The sequence below is a fragment of the Sinorhizobium sp. KGO-5 genome, assembly GCF_036245905.1.
GTDB lineage: Bacteria > Pseudomonadota > Alphaproteobacteria > Rhizobiales > Rhizobiaceae > Sinorhizobium > Sinorhizobium meliloti_A.
The window spans coordinates 1,056,760-1,072,058 of the sequence record NZ_BDIZ01000001.1 but is presented as its reverse complement, the minus strand read 5'-3'; the positions used below and the strand labels follow the sequence as shown (position 1 = coordinate 1,072,058).

The following is a 15,299-nucleotide window of genomic DNA, read 5'->3' as shown; positions in this document are numbered from 1 at the left end:
CCTCTTCCTGTTACCTCAGGTTCTTGCTCACCGTGGCGGCCATTTCGTCCGCGGCCTGGATGATCTTCGAATTCATCTCATAGGCACGCTGGGCCGAGATGAGGTCGGTAATCTCCTTGACCGGGTCGACGTTCGAAGATTCCAGGTAGTTCTGCTTGATCTGTGCAAAGCCCGGATCGGCCGGCGTGCCGACGATCGGATCTCCGGACGCCGGCGTCTGCCGGAACAGATTCTCGCCCATCGGCTCGAGCCCCGCCTCGTTGACAAAGTTCGCGATCGTCAGCTGTCCGACTTCCTGCAGTTCCGTGTCGTTGCCGATCCGCACCATCACCTGGCCCGACGAGGTGAAGACGATCTCGGTCGCGTCCTGCGGCACGGTGACGCCCGGAACCACGGTATAGCCGTCGATGGTGACGAGCTGGCCCGTAGCATTGGTGTTGAAGGCCCCCGAGCGGGTGTAGACCGTCTCGCCATCCGGCGTCTCGATCTGAAACCAGCCGCGGCCGACGAGCGCGAGGTCGTAGTCGTTGCCGGTATTGACGAGGCTGCCCTGGATATGAAGGTTGCGCACGGCGGAGGTCTGGACGCCCAGGCCGATGATCGCGCCTTCCGGCACGATCGCCTGGTTCGAGCGGTTGGGGACGCCCTGCGCCCGCTCGGTCTGGTAGAGCAGGTCCGAAAATTCTGCGCGCGCCCGCTTGTAGCCTGTCGTGTTGATGTTCGCGATGTTGTTCGCGATGACTTCGAGATTCAATTGCTGGGCGTTCATGCCCGTGGCGGCGATGGAAAGGGCCTTCATGTGTCTTTTCCTCAGATCTGCATGCGCGCGATTTCGAGATAGGCGGTGACCACCTTGTCGCGGATGGCGATTGCGGTCTGGAGAGACTGCTCGGCGCTCATGACGGCATCGACGACTTCGCGGGTATTCGCTTCTCCGCGGATCGCCTGAAGCGAGACCCCCTCGGCAGACTTCATCGAGCGGATGGCGTCCGTGGTCATGTTGCCGAGGACTTCGGCGAAGCTCCCCGCCTGAGGCGCGGCCGCGCCGGCACCCGGCATAACGAGCGAGGCGGAAGAGGTCGGGCCGGCGCCTTCGGTCTCCCTGATGGTCGAAAACGCCCCTAAGGACTGAATTGCGTCGATCATTATTGCGAAGCCCTCAACAGGTCGATTGTCTGGGAGATGAGATCGCGAGACTGCTTGATGGTCTGCAGATTGGCCTCGTAAGCGCGGTTGGCCTCGCGCATGTCGGCCATCTCGATCAGGATGTTGACGTTCGGCAATTTCACCATGCCCTTTTCGTCGGCGGCCGGATTGCCCGGGTCGAACTCGATGTTGAAATCCGAATCGTCCGTGCCGAGGCGTTCGACCTCGACGAGGGACGCGCCGCTTGCACGGTCGACCTCCGCGGCGAAGCTGATCGTCTTGCGGCGGAAAGGATCGGCGCCGGGGGCGTCGCCGGTGGAGCGGGCATTGGCAATGTTTTCCGAGACGATGCGCAAGCGCGTCGATTCCGCCTGCAGACCGGAGGCGGAAACCTTAAGGGCGGAGGTCAATGGATCCATGGTCGCTTACTTCCGTACCGTCATGAGAATCATCCGGTGAAAGGATTTCACCAGCCCGGCATTGAGCTCGTAGTCGCGCTTGATCGCGCCGGTCTTCATCAATTCCTCTTCGAGCGCGACCGTATTGCCGGACTGCTGCACCGCGACATCGTCGAGAGCGCTGACTTCGGTCACATGGGCGGCTTCCGGGCTCTCGGTGAAATGGGCGCGATGCGTCGCGGCCATTTGGATGCCGGTGTTCTGGAGCACGCTTTCGAAGGGCTGGACGTCTTTTGCCCTGTAGTGCGGCGTATTGGCATTGGCGATGTTGCCCGCCACCACGTTCTGGCGGACGGTGAGCCACTGGGCCTGCCGCGACGCGAGTTCGAAAAGCTGAATCGGTTCCATCAAGAGCTCCTGCTGATGATGGGGAACCTAGGCCGGTAATCTTGCGTGGGACTTGTCGAAGATGCGGAAGGAACCGTTTCGGGCGTCTCATAAGCCCCCTCCCCAACCCCTCCCCACGAGGGGCGGAGCTACTTCTGCCGCACCCTCGCCGCCCGAAAAGCCCCTCCGGAGGGGTTGGGGAAGGTCTGGACGTCCTTCGCCACGCCGCGGCAAAGGCGCTACTTCGCCGCGAAAATCTCGCCCTTGGACGTGATCATCACCCAGCGGCCGTCGCGCTCCTCGAAGGTCGCAAGCCGGCTGTTGTCCGGCAATACCGAACCGATACGGACGATATACATGCCGCTGGCATCCTCGATGAGCGCGCGGCCATTGGCGACGTGCATGAGTTTGAAGCTCTCTTTTGCGGGGAACGGCTGATCGGGAGCCCCCATGTCCGTGCCTTCGGCGGGATCCTGGTCGAGTCCCGGCACCGTCGCGGTCGTCAGGCGATCGACCGCGGCGGCGGTCTCCTCGTCCATGTCCGTCATCGCCAGCGGCGACACCGAGAGGATCTGCCGTTCCGGGCGCTCCGGCAGATCGCGCGTCGTTCCCTGCCAGAGCGAAGGCATCGAGAATTTCTCCGGATGCAGATAGACGTACCAGGGCAGCAACGTCGCGCAGGCAGCCATGGCCAAGCCGATCGCACCGAGTATCCTGTCGATCAGCGGCATCCCGGTTTCGCGGCGGCGTTGGCGCACGATCTCGTCTGCATCGAAGTCCGTCAAATTCATCCCCTTCCGCGCAGGCCGGCGGCGCCCGGCTGATTGCCCATCGCGGCTGCCTTCAGCGCGTTGGCGAGGTCCGTGAAGGCGTCGAAGGCGGGCCGTTCGCCGGGCATCTGCTTCAATACGTCGTAGATGACCGGCACCTGCTTGATCGCCATGTCGAGATCGGCGTCGCCGCCCGGCCGATAGCCGCCGATGAGCCGGAGGTCCCGGGTTTCCTCGAAGCGGTGGATCAAGGATTTCAGCCGGGCGACCAGCTTCTCCTGGTCCGGCGTCCAGGCCTTTCTGGCAAGGCGCGAGATGGAGGCGAGCGGATTGACCGGCGGGTAGCGCCCCTCTTCGGCAAGGCTTCGGTCGAGGACGATGTGCCCGTCGAGAATGCCGCGCGCCGAGTCGGCGACCGGGTCGTTGTGATTGTCGCCGTCGACCAGGATCGAAATGATCGCCGTGATCGTGCCCGTTCCCTCGGCGCCGGGCCCGGCGCGCTCGAGCAGCCGCGGCAATTCGGTGAAGACCGAAGCCGGATAGCCGCGGGCGATCGGCGGCTCCCCCGCTGCCGTCGCCACCTCGCGGATCGCATGAGCGAAACGGGTGACGCTGTCGACGATGAGCAGCACGTTGTCGCCCCTGTCGCGATAATGTTCGGCAATCGTGACGGCGGTCAGCGGAGCCATTTTTCTCAGCATCGGGCTCTCGTCGCTGGTGGCGACGACGGCGACCGATTTCGAAAGATTGTCGCCCAGCGTGTCCTCGATGAACTCGCGCACTTCGCGGCCGCGCTCGCCGACCAGCGCGATCACCACCTTGTCGAAGGCGTCGGCGCGGGCCAGCATGGAAAGCAGCGTCGATTTGCCGACGCCGGAACCCGCGAAGATGCCGAGGCGCTGCCCGAGGCAGAGCGGGGAGAAGATGTCTATCGCCCGCACGCCCGTCTTGAAGCCCTGCTCCACCCGCTTTCGCGTCATGGAGGGCGGCGCGGTGTTCGCGATCGAGCGGCGGATGTCGCCCTGCAGCAGCGGACCCAGACCGTCGATCGGCTCGGCCAGCGCATTGATGGTGCGGCCGCACCAGTTGTCGGTCGGCGCTATGCGGAAGGCGCCCTTGCGGATGACGACGTCATGGATGCCGATCGGGTCCCCCGGTTCGATCGGGCAGACGACCACCCGCTCGGGCTCCACGCGGACGACTTCGCCGAGATGGGTGCCGGTCGTGCTCTTGTGCGCGACGAAGTCCCCCAGCCGGACATGCCGCGACAGGCCGCTGACCGTGTAGTGCCCCGGCGAAATCGTCTGGACATGGCCGCCCGGTGCGATGGCAAAGTCGGGATTTGCATAGCGCTCGACCAGCCCGGCGAGCGCCGCGAGCGACGTCGACGTTGCAGTTTTTTCAGCAGCTTCGCGTGCCATCCGGCTTTCCGTTCCGTCCCGCCCTAAATTCCGTCGACAGAATCATCAACGGCTGCCGCCGAGCGTCTCGATGGCTTTGTCGAGCGATCCCTCACTGTCGCGCATCAGCGCGGTGACGTTGTCGAAGGCGCGGGTGATCATGATCAGCTGCGACATTTCCTGTACGGCGTTCACGTTCGACTCCTCCAGGAAGCCTTGCATCACGCCGACATCGAACCGGTCAACGACCGGCTCCGGCTGGACAGCCGGCATAACGGAACTGTTGTCGTAACGCATGAAGCCTTTGCTGAAATCCGTCTCGTAAAGCCCGAGCAGGGCGATCTGCACGCCGTTCTGGTGAATGGCTCCATCGGCACCGACGGTAATTTCACCGGCACCGCCGTTCAGCTGGATCGGCGCGCCGCCGGCATCGAGCACCGGATATCCCTTGATGGTCACGAGCTCGCCGGTCTCCGTCAGCGTGAACCGGCCGTCGCGCGTCAGCGCCGGGCCGCCGGGCGTCTCGATCGAGAACCAGGCGTTGCCCTTGATGGCGAAATCGAGCGCGGAGCCGGTGCGCGCGAGCGCGCCGGTTTTGCTGCTCAGGAATTCCTCGCCTTCCGACACATAGGAAACCTTGGTCGGCCTGGTGTCGCCAAGCACCTGGTTGAACTTCACTTCCGTGGCGCGGAAGCCGACCGTGTTGGAGTTGGCGACATTGTCGGCCAGCGTATTCAGGCGCTTTTCAAGCGCCATCTGCGACGAAAGCGCGACATAGAGACCGGTCTGCAAATCAGCGTCCCCCGAGTTTGAGATTGTTGATGGTCAGAAGCAGGTCGGGAGAAATTCCGTAGCCGCTCGACGCGCCGAAAACCGCAAGCGGGTCATAGCCGCCGGAAGGATTGTCGATTTCCCAAAGGGCGGTGAAGCGGTCCAGGAACTCGGCTGTTTTCTGAGGGTCCTGGAAATCCTTGAAATCGATCGCCGCCTCGTAGGCCTCCGCCTGGCGATCCACATCGGCGGCCGCGAATTCGGCCGGCAGCTGCAGGACGGTACGGACCACACTCGAGAGGGCCTCGTCGGCGATGATTTCGTAGCCATTGGCAATCGTCGGCGCCATGCGCTGGAAATAGAGCGCCAGCCGCACGCCGGTGTTTTCCTCGCCGGCTTTCTGCTCCAGCGTCTGCCGCGTGTATTTTTCGGACACGCCCTTCTGCGCCCTCTCGAAGGCAGTAGCGGCTTCGCCGTGCCGGGCGAAATTCAACGACTCCACCAGCGCCTTGTAGCGCCCGTCGGCCAGCTTGTTGGCAAAGGCGTCGTCACTGTCGATGCCTTCGGCGAGCACCTTGCGCATGAAGGCCTTGGCATAGGCCATGTCCTCGAGGCCGTGCGCCTTCATGGCGTAGTTGTAGAGCCGGCTGTCGGCGAAGAAATCGTCGAGCGATTTGATGTTCCCGATCTTCGACAGATAGTACTCCGTCTCGCGGGCGACGTCCGGCTGCGCCGAAACGCGTTCCAGCGATTTCGTCAGATCCGCAGTGATCAGCCTGTAGCTCGTATAGGTCGTCGTCACGATCGGCTCGCCCTGTCGCATGAAGCGTGAGGAAATGTGTGCGGTCCTCAGCCCGCACCGACTGTCGGGGCTCGGAACGTCATGCGATCCGACCCTGGCCAACAACCCTGACGGCGTTGGCTTGCGCGAACCTGTCCCGGACGCCGGTCTCGCGGCCAGCCTCACGCAAGGAACGGACCCTATTTCATCGGAGGAAAATCACGATCGCGACAGGTATCGGCAATGAACATCATCATCGGGCTTCTTGTGACTTTCGGCTGTATCCTCGGCGGTTACATGGCGATGGGCGGCCACCTGGAAGTCCTTAACCAGCCCTTCGAGCTGATGATCATCGGCGGAGCCGGCATCGGCGGCTTCATCATGGCCAACTCGATGAAGGTGGTCAAAGACACCGGCAAGGCGCTCGGCGAGGCCTTCAGGCACAAGGTGCCGAAGGAACGTCAATACCTCGACACGCTCGGCGTCCTCTACAGCCTGATGCGCGACCTGCGAACGAAGTCGCGCAACGAGATCGAGAGCCACATCGACAATCCGGAAGAATCCTCGATCTTCCAGTCCGCACCCACCGTCCTGCAGAACAAGGAGCTGACCGCCTTCATCTGCGACTATGTGCGGCTGATCATCATCGGCAACGCCCGCTCGCATGAGATCGAGGCGCTGATGGACGAGGAAATCCAGACGATCACCCACGACAAGATGAAGTGCTACCACGCGCTGACGAGCATGGGCGATGCGCTGCCGGCGATCGGCATCGTCGCGGCGGTTCTCGGCGTCATCAAGGCGATGGGCGCGATCAGCGAAGCACCGGAAGTGCTGGGCGCCAAGATCGCCGCCGCACTCGTCGGAACGCTACTCGGCGTGTTCCTTTCCTATTCGATCGTCGGTCCCCTCGTCGCAAACATCAAGTCCGTACGGGAAAAGCAGAACCGACTCTATGTCATCGTCAAGCAGACGCTGCTTGCCTACATGAACGGTTCGGTTCCGCAGGTCGCACTCGAATACGGCCGCAAGACCATCTCCGCCTATGAACGGCCGTCCATCGATGCGGTCGAACAGGAAATGATGAATCCCGGCGGCGGCAGCGAAAGCAAGGCGGCCTAACATGAGCACAAGCACCGCATCGAACGTCCATGCATTCGACAGAAGGCTGATCGCGCGCATGACCGGCGCGCTCGGCGACGACAAGGCCATCGGCCGAACCGCACTCGAGCTTGCCCAGGTCTTCGACGAACTCCTGCCCGGTGTCCTGCAATCGGAGACCGGATGCGACGTCACGATCGCCTATGCGGGCTTCCGGACGGGGCTCCGCAACGAGCTCATCGCTGCTCTCGGCGACGGGGTCCTGCTCGGCGATCTCTCCCTGCGAAACTGGTGCGCGGACTTCCAGGTCGGCTGCGACAGTCCGGTTCTGATCGCACTTGTCGAGGCTCTGCTCGGGGCCGAACCGACGAGCATCGAGGAGCCGGCCCCACGCTCTCTGTCGAAGATCGAGATCGATGTCGCCTTGCCGGTGTTTCATGGCATCGCCGAGGTCCTGCGCACTGCAGTGAACGCGCCCGGCGGGTTCGAGCCCGTTGTCGGCCGTCCTTACAACAGCGCGGAACGGGCAAAGCCCGATCCGGCGCTTGAAGACGTTTTCGCAGCCTCGATCGACATGACCATAGGCCTCGGGCCGGTGCTCTCCACTTTCTCGGTCATCGTCCCGCAAAGCACGCTCCTCAAGACCCGCATCATCTCTCGCAAAGGTGCCGGCGAGGACCGGAACGCGAAGACCGAATGGACGGAACAGCTGGAGGAGCAGGTCCGCCGATCGGCCGTCGCGCTCGAGGCGCGCATCCGGTTGGAAAGCCTGACGCTCGACACTCTCAGCCGCCTGCAGGCCGGGGATGTCATCCCTTTTCACGACGGGCAGGATGTCCGCGTGGAGGTGAGCGCCAACGGGCGCGACCTCTATGTCTGCGAGTTCGGCCGTTCGGGTTCGCGATATACGGTCCGGGTCAAGGATACCCACGGCTCCGAGCAGGACATCCTTCGCCACATCATGAGTTAATCCTCCCTCGCCTGGCAGAATGCCTGAGGCAAGCTTCAACTGGAATATTCGGCACATGGCACCCAAGAAAGCAGCACCCATCGCAGAACCGGCCGCATTCGCGGCAGACGCCGAGCTCGACCAGGCGATCGACGACCTGCGCGGCGTTCTCAAGAAGGACGGCGAGGCTGACTTCGGCGCCGATTTCGCCGCCGCCGGGCCGCTCGAACAGCCCGTGGATTTCGGCAGCGACTTCGGTTCCGCCGACAGCGCTGGATTCGGCGGGGATTTCGGCGCCGACTTCGCGGAATCCGCCTTCGGCGCGGACTCCGCGGTTGCCGGCGGGGATTTCGATGCCGCACCGGCCGCCGGTGAAACAGCGCCCGGCAGCGGAATGACCGCCAATATGGACCTGATCATGGACATCCCGATCGATGTTCAGATCGTACTCGGGACAAGCCGCATGCAGGTCTCCGGCCTCATGGCGCTCACCGAGGGCGCAACGATCGCGCTCGACCGCAAGATCGGCGAGCCGGTCGAGATCATGGTCAACGGCCGGGTGATCGGCCGCGGAGAAATCACCGTTCTCGAGGGCGATGTGACCCGCTTCGGCGTCAAGCTCCTGGAGATCAAAGGCAGTAGGAAATAGAGCGGGATGAGGAAAGGTGTAAGCGGTTTTCCGCCCGCATCCCGTTTCAACTCATTAGGAGCCCGATGATCGGGCGGGGATGAATCCATGACGGATTTCGGAAGTTTCGAGGCACAGGCTCAGGCGCTCGCACAACCGCTGAGCCAGACGGAAAAGGCGGCGGCGGTGCTGCTCGCAATGGGCAAGTCGATTGCCGGGAATCTGTTGAAATTCTTCACCCAGAGCGAGCTGCAGGCCATCATCGCCGCGGCACAGTCGCTCAGAGCCGTGCCGCCGCACGAACTGGAAGCGCTCGTCAACGAGTTCGAGGATCTCTTCACCGAAGGTGCAGGCCTCATGGACAATGCCAAGGCCATCGAGAGCATTCTGGAAGAGGGCCTGACGCCCGACGAGGTGGACGGCCTCCTCGGCCGCCGCGCCACCTTCCAATCCTACGAGGCGAGCATCTGGGACAGGCTGATGGATTGCGATCCTGCGATCATCGCGCAATTGCTCGCCCGGGAACATCCGCAGACGATCGCCTATGTTCTGTCGATGATGCCGTCGAGCTTCGGCGCCAAGGTGCTGCTTCAGCTGTCCGACAAACAGCGGCCCGAGATTCTCAACCGTGCCGTCAACATCAAGAACGTCAACCCGAAGGCGGCGGCAATCATCGAGGCGCGGGTGATCGAAATCATCGAAGAGATGGAGGCCGAGCGCAACTCGCCCGGCCCGGCTAAGATCGCCGAAGTGATGAACGAGCTGGATAAGCCGCAGGTGGACACGCTGCTCGCCTCGCTCGAAACGATCAGCACCGATTCGGTCAAGAAGGTCCGGCCGAAGATATTCCTCTTCGACGACATCCTTTTCATGCCGCAGCGCAGCCGCGTGCAGCTCTTCAACGACGTCTCCACCGACGTCATCACCATGGCGCTCAGAGGTTCTGCTGCGGAGTTGCGCGAGTCTATTCTCGCCTCCATCGGCGCCCGCCAGCGGCGCATGATCGAATCGGACCTCGCCGCCGGCGATGCCGGCATCAATCCCCGCGATATCGCGATCGCGAGGCGCTCGATCACGCAGGAGGCGATTCGCCTCTCCGCAAGCGGGCAGCTCGAGCTCAAGGAAAAGGAAGCGGAGGCCGCCTGACGCCTCCGGCCTGCCGATATATCGCGTTTCGTTTCCGATTTCTGTTGACCCGCGCGGGCTGCCGCACACCCGCACTTGCGCAGGGGCCTGTCCGGGTTCACCACAAAGCGAGCGCTTGCGTCTGCTGCCACGATTCCCTCGCGAATTCGGGTCGAGGGGTAACCGGAAGCGTCGTTCACATTGTCGCCTGCTGAGGAGCTTGCTGTTTCATGGCGGAAGAGCAGGACAAGGACAGTAAAACAGAAGCGCCGTCGGAAAAGAAGATCTCCGACGCGACCGAGAAAGGCAACGTCCCTTTCTCGCGTGAGGTGACCGCTTTCGCCTCGACGCTGGCGATCTACATTTTCGTCGTCTTTTTCCTTTCGGACGGCGCGGCAAACATGGCCGAGGCGCTGAAGGACATTTTCGAGCAGCCGGAAGCCTGGCGCCTCGACACCGCAACCGACGCCGTCGCCCTGATTTCGCATGTCGTTCTGAAATGCGCCGCGCTGGTTCTGCCGGTTTTCATCCTACTTATCGTCTTCGGCGTCGGGTCGTCGATCTTCCAGAACCTGCCGCGGCCGGTCCTCGACCGCATCCAGCCGAAATGGAACCGGGTATCGCCCGTGGCCGGTTTCAAACGGATCTACGGCGTTCAGGGGCTGGTGGAATTCGGCAAGTCGCTGTTCAAGATCATCGTCGTTTCGATCGTCGTCGTCCTCGTGCTCTGGAACGATTATTTCGCCACGCTCGACATGATGTTCTCCGATCCGGTGACGATCTTCACGACGATGATCTCCGACCTCAAGCAGATCATCATCGTCGTTCTCTTCGCCACCGCGACGCTCGCCATCGTCGATCTCTTCTGGACGCGCCATCACTGGTACACGGAGCTCAGGATGACGAAGCAGGAGGTCAAGGACGAGCTGAAGCAATCGCAGGGCGACCCGATCGTCAAATCGCGGCTCAGATCGATGCAGCGCGACCGCGCCCGCAAGCGGAGGATCTCCTCGGTTCCGCGAGCAACCCTGATCATCGCCAACCCGACCCACTATGCCGTAGCACTGCGCTATGTGCGCGAGGAGAGTGACGCGCCGGTCGTCGTGGCCATGGGAAAGGACCTGGTGGCCCTGAAGATTCGCGAAATTGCGGAGAAGAACGGCATCCCCGTCTTCGAGGATCCGCCGCTTGCACGCTCCATGTTTGCACAAGTCTCGGTGGATAGTGTCATTCCACCGGTGTTTTACAAGGCAGTCGCCGAACTGATTCACCGGGTTTATGCAGCTCAGCCGCAACAAAGACGGGTGACATGATCTTGAAAAAGTGCCAATTCTCCGAAGAACGAGAACAGATAGTTGCGGAGGCAATCCGTCCGGTTGCGACCGAATTGCGCCTCATCGATGCTGCGGATTTCATCGCGCTTCTGCGCTTCGAGTCCTATGCGAGCATCGCCGATTTGGTGGAATCGGCGGCAGAGCTCTATTTCCTGCCCGGCACCGTGAACTTCGGCCTCGGCGGCAACTATAACCTCGACTGGGACAGTCGCCCGGAGGTTATCCTCGACCTCGAACTGAAGCCCCGCGGCGTGACGGTCTATGCGCGCCTCGTGCTCGCGGGCGATACGGCCGGCATCGAGATCAGCCACATCAACTTTCAACAGCCTTCCGGCAATCCGGACGAGAACACGGCCTTTCTCGCCAAGAGCCTGGCAGAAGCGAAGTTCGTCAAAACCTATCCGCTGCCGCTGGCGAGTTGAGGAAATCGAACAGGCCGCGGCGGGAATTCCGAATCTCGACGGACCTTAGCTATGGCTAGCTGATATAGCCAAGGCGGATCGCCTTGGCTATCGCCTGAATCCGGTTGACGGAGTCGAGCTTCGTCGTCGCGGCCCCGAGATAGGCATTCACCGTATGTATCGAGAGGCCCATCTTGTCGGCGATCTCCTCGCTGATATGTCCATCGCCGGCCATTTGCAGGCAGGCGATCTCGCGATCGCTCAAGGCTTCGGTCTTGAACAGGCGCTTCTCGTCGGCGGCCAGGAGGTCTGTCATGATCTGCGCGCTGCGGCCGTGCAGCTCGACGATCTGTTCGCCCGAAACATCGATGTAGCTGCCGGCGAAAATCACGTAGCCGTTGCCCTGCGCGCCGAGCCTTATCGGAAAGGCGATGCCCGAATAGGAAAGCTTGCGCTCTCTCAGCCGGCGCGTGAACGGGCCGAAATCCGAGGCTTCGGCGGTCTGATGCTCGCCCTGACCGTTCCAGAGCACCGGCAGCAGGGAAAGATCGAGATGCTGGAGCAACTCGTCGCCGTAGAGAATGATCAGATCACGCGCGTTTTCCTCGCAAGCGGCTCCCCAGTTGTGGAGGACGCAGGTGAGCTTACGCGTTCCGGGGACGCCCCTGCCATTCGTTCGCAGAACGGCGAAATTCTTGGCGTTGATCTGCCGTTGCATGGCCTGCAAGCGCGTCACCAGCGTCGCCGCCCGCGCCGCGCGGACGTTGCGACCCGACCGGCCGGCGTCGTCGCGATCCTGCGTCACGAGATAAGCCATCGTCACCGCTCCTAAACCAGATTGTTGCGCACCGCGTGGGCGATCGCTTCCGACCGCGTTCGCGTCGCCGTCTTGCGCATTACGCTGGTGATGTAGTTGTTGATCGTGTTGCGGGAGATCCCGAGTATCACGGCGATCTCATCGCTCGTCTTGCCTTCGGCAATCCAGAAAAGACATTCGAGCTCGCGCTCGGTCAGTTCGCATTCCCGGTCGTGGCGCACATCGGCCTTGATCTTGTGACTGGCGACATAGCCGGCAAGCACCGCGATGTCGCGCAGCGCCTCCTGGGAGAGGATCACGTCCTCGGGGAAGAGCAGCATCAACGAGAACCGCGTGCGCCCTACGCTGAAGGTCACGGCGCAATAGCTCCGGCTGACCCCCCGCGGCAAACCGATATCGTCGGGCAGCGTATGGAAGGCCGGCTGCAGTTGGGCGAGGCACTTTTCCAGTTCGGTGATCTTCGTATGGAGCCCGGCGATGATGCCCGAAAGACGCCGAACGATGTCGAACGGCCAGTCGGAACAGACGACAAAATCCAGTCCGCCGTCCTGCGAAACATCGTGCCGGGCGAGAAGGTAATGGGTTGCGCCGACATATTCCGTCAGCGCTGCCAATCCGTTGCCGAGTCCCGTACCCGAGGCCACTTCTCCAAGCCTTCGGATCAGTTGCTCCCTTGATATTTTGCGTCCACAAACCCGCGGCGCAGCGGTCTCCGAAGACCAGACTGCGTCCGACCGCGACATTTCCATAACTCTCAGCCCCCGTGCCGGATTCGGCGCCCCTGGAATGTCACGCTTGCCCTGTCGTCCCCGACAGCCGGCTTCGCCGGTATTCTTGCCACCAAGCGAGTATCAGGACGCGAATCAATTGCTAAACTGTACATCGCCGCCCCCAAAAAGACAGGGCGTCCTGTTGCGCGATTACTTGCCAACCTTGCCTTGAGCCATTCACGTATGCGTGAGCCGGTCGGCGGCCGGGCACGCTTTCACTCCGACCAATTCTCTAATCAAGATGTTGATAATAAACGGTATCCTGCAATCGTCGTTTGTGGCCGCACGGTTGAAAATCCGTCACACCGGACGGGAGTTCGCCCTTTCGTTGCAGATAGGATGCTTTCAGGACGCCTCAACTCTTCATCCAAGACTTACTTTAAGCCGGGGAATGTTGCCGAAATGCATCAAATCCTGGCGGGCTCATTGACAGCAACGCCGGGAATGCGGAAAGTCTGTGCTTGAAATTATATTCCGCTCTTTCGAAGATATATTTTAATACAGCTCCGGATCCCGCAAACAACGCGGAGTAACTGACTGCGCGAGCCGCAGCACGGCGAGCGGCGTGCGAATCTAAATTAATTAAAAATTGGTTTAAATTTTCCGACGGCCATCGGACGGTATCCACGACGCGGGGCGGATTCTTTGGCCGGACTCCGCCGTGGCGTCGCCAGCCGGAGCTAGACTCGCCAATACTCTCGGAAGGCCCTTGCGCCGGCGCGGGCCGGATTGAGGCGCGCCCAATAGACAAAGTCCCGCCTGTTGGGCGGGACTTCGTTCCAGTTCAGGTTTCCGCCGGCGTTTTCTACGCTGCCCGATCGACCGCCCATTTTCGCAGGATCTTCGCCGCCCGCTCTTCGCTGATCTCGACCATCCGGGCGAGACGCCGCTCCGGCCCTTCCTTGACGCGGCGGTTGAAGCCCGCCTCGTCGCCGAGATTGAGCAGATCGTCGCCGCCGTCGAAGCCGAAATCGGAGCCGAACCCCTCCATGAGGGCACCCCCTGCGCCGGCGCCTGCCGGCGAGAAGTCCGGCAGTTCGAGCCCGGCGGCTTCGCCTTCGAGCTTGCCCGCCTGTCCGCCGAAGCCCAGCTGGCGGGCAAGCGGTCGCATCCCGAACCATACGACCAGGAAAGCGACTGCGACGAAGGCGAGCGCGTTGATGATGCCGCCGAGGTTGCGCGTGAGCATTTCCATGATCCCCGGACCCGGCACCGCCTGGTCGAGGAGCTGTGTCTCCACGAAATCCATGGCGTTCAACGTTACGACGTCGCCGCGGCCCGGATCTATCCCGGCGGCAGAGGAAACGATCTTCTGCATCTCCTGGAGATAGGCATCGATCTTCGCCTGATCCGCCGGTTCGCCAGCCATGGCCGCGAGGCGCCCGCGATTGACGACGACCGCGATCGACAGCCGCTCGATCGAATAGCTGTTCTTGACGGTGGCGATCGTCTTGCTGTTGATCTCGTAATTCGTCTGCTCTTCCTTCTTCTCCGCCTCGTCGCTCGACTGCTGACCGGCTCCGCCGCGCGGCGCGGCCTGAGGGACGTTCTGCTGGACCGTCGCGGCATTGTCCGGCTGCTGCTGGCTGGACTTCTGCTCTTCCTTGATCACGCGCGTCGAGCGCTCGACGCGCGATTCCGGATCGAAGACCGTCTCCTGAATCTGCTGCGCATCGGTGTTGAGCCTGGCGGTGACGCTGGTGCGGAAATTGTCCATCCCGAGGAATGGCGCCAGCGCATTGTCGATCTTCTTTTCGAGATCGCTCTGAACGTTCTGGACGACGCCGAGTGACTGATTGAGCGCGCTGTTCGACGGGTCGTCTCCGGATGCGAGCAGTTGGCCGGTCGAATCGAGGACGGTGACGTCGTCGACATCGAGGCCCGGCACGGACGACGCGACCAGATGCCGGATCGAGGACGCGGCGCTGCGGCCGACCGTGGCGCTTGCCCGTATCATGACCGAGGCCGTCGGCGTCTGCTCGGCCTTGCGGAAGCTGCCGCGCTCCGGCATGACGATGTGGACGCGTGCGGCGGCGATGCCGGAGATCTGCTGGATCGTGCGGGCGATTTCGCCCTCGAGCGCCCGAACGCGGGTCACTTCCTGCATGAAAGACGTGAGCCCGAGCGAACCGACATTGTCGAAGAGCTCGTAACCGGCATTGGCGCTGCTCGGCAGGCCGCGCTCGGCAAGCAGCAGACGGGCCTTGCCGGTCATGCCCACGGGCACCTGGATGCTGCCGCCGTCGGTGCCGACTTCGAAGTCGACGTTGGCTTCTGCAAGCGCAATGCTGATCTGGGTGACGTCGCTGCGTTCGAGACCGACATAGAGCGTCTCGAAGGACGGCCGGTTCACATAGATACCGGCACCGAGGACGAAGCCGATCGCCACGACGCCGGCCACGGCAAGCGCAATGAGCTTTCCTTGTCCGAGATTGCTCAGATTTTTCGTGAACATCGAGAATTGATCGAACAGATTCATTCTGTTTCCGCACCCAGTATCGCAAGGCACCCGCTCCGATTA

Annotated in this window: 17 protein-coding genes; 6 read left to right on the top strand and 11 right to left on the bottom strand. The window is 62.3% G+C overall.

Annotation, left to right across the window (positions count from 1 at the left end; translation table 11 throughout):
- Window positions 1–10: 10 nt before the first annotated feature.
- The 8 genes from flgG to BHD07_RS05020 form a co-directional block, all read right to left on the bottom strand.
- A complete protein-coding gene (gene flgG, locus BHD07_RS05055; protein WP_018094226.1) occupies window positions 11–799 on the bottom strand; it encodes a flagellar basal-body rod protein FlgG in 789 nt (262 codons plus the stop codon).
- An 11-nt stretch (window positions 800–810) separates the two neighbouring features.
- Window positions 811–1,146: a flagellar hook-basal body complex protein FliE gene (locus BHD07_RS05050; RefSeq protein ID WP_100669589.1), complete on the bottom strand. Its 336-nt coding sequence runs from the start codon at window positions 1,144–1,146 to the stop codon at window positions 811–813.
- The gene (gene flgC, locus BHD07_RS05045) at window positions 1,146–1,565 is read right to left on the bottom strand and encodes a flagellar basal body rod protein FlgC (RefSeq protein WP_003529902.1); all 420 of its coding nucleotides are present in this window, start codon (window positions 1,563–1,565) and stop codon (window positions 1,146–1,148) included. The genes BHD07_RS05050 and flgC overlap by 1 nt, the downstream gene beginning before the upstream one ends.
- A gap of 6 nt (window positions 1,566–1,571) precedes the next feature.
- Window positions 1,572–1,952: a flagellar basal body rod protein FlgB gene (gene flgB, locus BHD07_RS05040; RefSeq protein WP_003529904.1), complete on the bottom strand. Its 381-nt coding sequence runs from the start codon at window positions 1,950–1,952 to the stop codon at window positions 1,572–1,574.
- Window positions 1,953–2,170: 218 nt separating this feature from the next.
- Window positions 2,171–2,722: a flagellar protein gene (locus tag BHD07_RS05035; protein WP_338278163.1), complete on the bottom strand. Its 552-nt coding sequence runs from the start codon at window positions 2,720–2,722 to the stop codon at window positions 2,171–2,173.
- Window positions 2,719–4,122 carry a flagellar protein export ATPase FliI gene (fliI, locus tag BHD07_RS05030; RefSeq protein ID WP_338278160.1) on the bottom strand — a complete coding sequence of 468 codons (1,404 nt, stop codon included), beginning with the start codon at window positions 4,120–4,122 and terminating at the stop codon, window positions 2,719–2,721. Before fliI ends, BHD07_RS05035 begins: the two co-directional genes overlap by 4 nt.
- A 45-nt stretch (window positions 4,123–4,167) precedes the next feature.
- Window positions 4,168–4,893, bottom strand: a complete 726-nt coding sequence (flgF, locus tag BHD07_RS05025; protein ID WP_275596772.1) for a flagellar basal-body rod protein FlgF — start codon at window positions 4,891–4,893, stop codon at window positions 4,168–4,170.
- A 1-nt stretch (window position 4,894) separates the two neighbouring features.
- On the bottom strand, window positions 4,895–5,674 hold the full coding sequence (locus BHD07_RS05020) for a DUF1217 domain-containing protein (RefSeq protein WP_338278157.1): 780 nt from the start codon (window positions 5,672–5,674) through the stop codon (window positions 4,895–4,897).
- 222 nt (window positions 5,675–5,896) lie between these two features.
- Between BHD07_RS05020 and motA the strand changes: the two genes are divergently transcribed.
- The 6 genes from motA (at window position 5,897) to BHD07_RS04990 (ending at window position 11,212) form a co-directional block, all read left to right on the top strand.
- Entirely contained in the window at window positions 5,897–6,775 is an 879-nt protein-coding gene (gene motA / locus BHD07_RS05015) for a flagellar motor stator protein MotA (protein ID WP_018094219.1), read from the top strand.
- Between the two features lies 1 nt (window position 6,776).
- Window positions 6,777–7,724 (top strand): FliM/FliN family flagellar motor switch protein, encoded by a 948-nt coding sequence (locus BHD07_RS05010; protein ID WP_100669597.1) that lies wholly within the window; start codon window positions 6,777–6,779, stop codon window positions 7,722–7,724.
- 55 nt (window positions 7,725–7,779) lie between these two features.
- Window positions 7,780–8,352: a flagellar motor switch protein FliN gene (gene fliN / locus BHD07_RS05005; protein WP_338278151.1), complete on the top strand. Its 573-nt coding sequence runs from the start codon at window positions 7,780–7,782 to the stop codon at window positions 8,350–8,352.
- An 87-nt stretch (window positions 8,353–8,439) separates the two neighbouring features.
- Window positions 8,440–9,477: a flagellar motor switch protein FliG gene (fliG, locus tag BHD07_RS05000; protein ID WP_018094216.1), complete on the top strand. Its 1,038-nt coding sequence runs from the start codon at window positions 8,440–8,442 to the stop codon at window positions 9,475–9,477.
- 209 nt (window positions 9,478–9,686) lie between these two features.
- On the top strand, window positions 9,687–10,769 hold the full coding sequence (flhB, locus tag BHD07_RS04995) for a flagellar biosynthesis protein FlhB (protein WP_338278145.1): 1,083 nt from the start codon (window positions 9,687–9,689) through the stop codon (window positions 10,767–10,769).
- Complete coding sequence (locus tag BHD07_RS04990; protein ID WP_100669603.1) at window positions 10,766–11,212, top strand: hypothetical protein; 447 nt, start codon at window positions 10,766–10,768, stop codon at window positions 11,210–11,212. Before flhB ends, BHD07_RS04990 begins: the two co-directional genes overlap by 4 nt.
- 55 nt (window positions 11,213–11,267) lie before the next feature.
- Here BHD07_RS04990 and visR read toward each other — a convergent pair whose 3' ends face one another.
- The 3 genes from visR to fliF form a co-directional block, all read right to left on the bottom strand.
- A complete protein-coding gene (gene visR / locus BHD07_RS04985; RefSeq protein WP_100669605.1) occupies window positions 11,268–12,008 on the bottom strand; it encodes a transcriptional regulator VisR in 741 nt (246 codons plus the stop codon).
- Window positions 12,009–12,019: 11 nt separating this feature from the next.
- On the bottom strand, window positions 12,020–12,757 hold the full coding sequence (gene visN / locus BHD07_RS04980; protein ID WP_100669607.1) for a transcriptional regulator VisN: 738 nt from the start codon (window positions 12,755–12,757) through the stop codon (window positions 12,020–12,022).
- Between the two features lie 826 nt (window positions 12,758–13,583).
- On the bottom strand, window positions 13,584–15,257 hold the full coding sequence (gene fliF / locus BHD07_RS04975) for a flagellar basal-body MS-ring/collar protein FliF (protein WP_100669609.1): 1,674 nt from the start codon (window positions 15,255–15,257) through the stop codon (window positions 13,584–13,586).
- Window positions 15,258–15,299 lie beyond the last annotated feature (42 nt).

Excerpts from the sequence above, each read along its gene's own strand:
- flgG (WP_018094226.1), bottom strand. The coding sequence starts at position 799 with ATGAAGGCCCTTTCCATCGCCGCCACGGGCATGAACGCCCAGCAATTG.
- BHD07_RS05050 (WP_100669589.1), bottom strand. The coding sequence starts at position 1,146 with ATGATCGACGCAATTCAGTCCTTAGGGGCGTTTTCGACCATCAGGGAG.
- flgC (WP_003529902.1), bottom strand. The coding sequence starts at position 1,565 with ATGGATCCATTGACCTCCGCCCTTAAGGTTTCCGCCTCCGGTCTGCAG.
- flgB (WP_003529904.1), bottom strand. The coding sequence starts at position 1,952 with ATGGAACCGATTCAGCTTTTCGAACTCGCGTCGCGGCAGGCCCAGTGG.
- BHD07_RS05035 (WP_338278163.1), bottom strand. The coding sequence starts at position 2,722 with ATGAATTTGACGGACTTCGATGCAGACGAGATCGTGCGCCAACGCCGC.
- fliI (WP_338278160.1), bottom strand. The coding sequence starts at position 4,122 with ATGGCACGCGAAGCTGCTGAAAAAACTGCAACGTCGACGTCGCTCGCG.
- motA (WP_018094219.1), top strand. The coding sequence starts at position 5,897 with ATGAACATCATCATCGGGCTTCTTGTGACTTTCGGCTGTATCCTCGGC.
- BHD07_RS05010 (WP_100669597.1), top strand. The coding sequence starts at position 6,777 with ATGAGCACAAGCACCGCATCGAACGTCCATGCATTCGACAGAAGGCTG.
- fliN (WP_338278151.1), top strand. The coding sequence starts at position 7,780 with ATGGCACCCAAGAAAGCAGCACCCATCGCAGAACCGGCCGCATTCGCG.
- fliG (WP_018094216.1), top strand. The coding sequence starts at position 8,440 with ATGACGGATTTCGGAAGTTTCGAGGCACAGGCTCAGGCGCTCGCACAA.
- flhB (WP_338278145.1), top strand. The coding sequence starts at position 9,687 with ATGGCGGAAGAGCAGGACAAGGACAGTAAAACAGAAGCGCCGTCGGAA.
- BHD07_RS04990 (WP_100669603.1), top strand. The coding sequence starts at position 10,766 with ATGATCTTGAAAAAGTGCCAATTCTCCGAAGAACGAGAACAGATAGTT.
- visR (WP_100669605.1), bottom strand. The coding sequence starts at position 12,008 with ATGGCTTATCTCGTGACGCAGGATCGCGACGACGCCGGCCGGTCGGGT.
- visN (WP_100669607.1), bottom strand. The coding sequence starts at position 12,757 with ATGGAAATGTCGCGGTCGGACGCAGTCTGGTCTTCGGAGACCGCTGCG.
- fliF (WP_100669609.1), bottom strand. The coding sequence starts at position 15,257 with ATGAATCTGTTCGATCAATTCTCGATGTTCACGAAAAATCTGAGCAAT.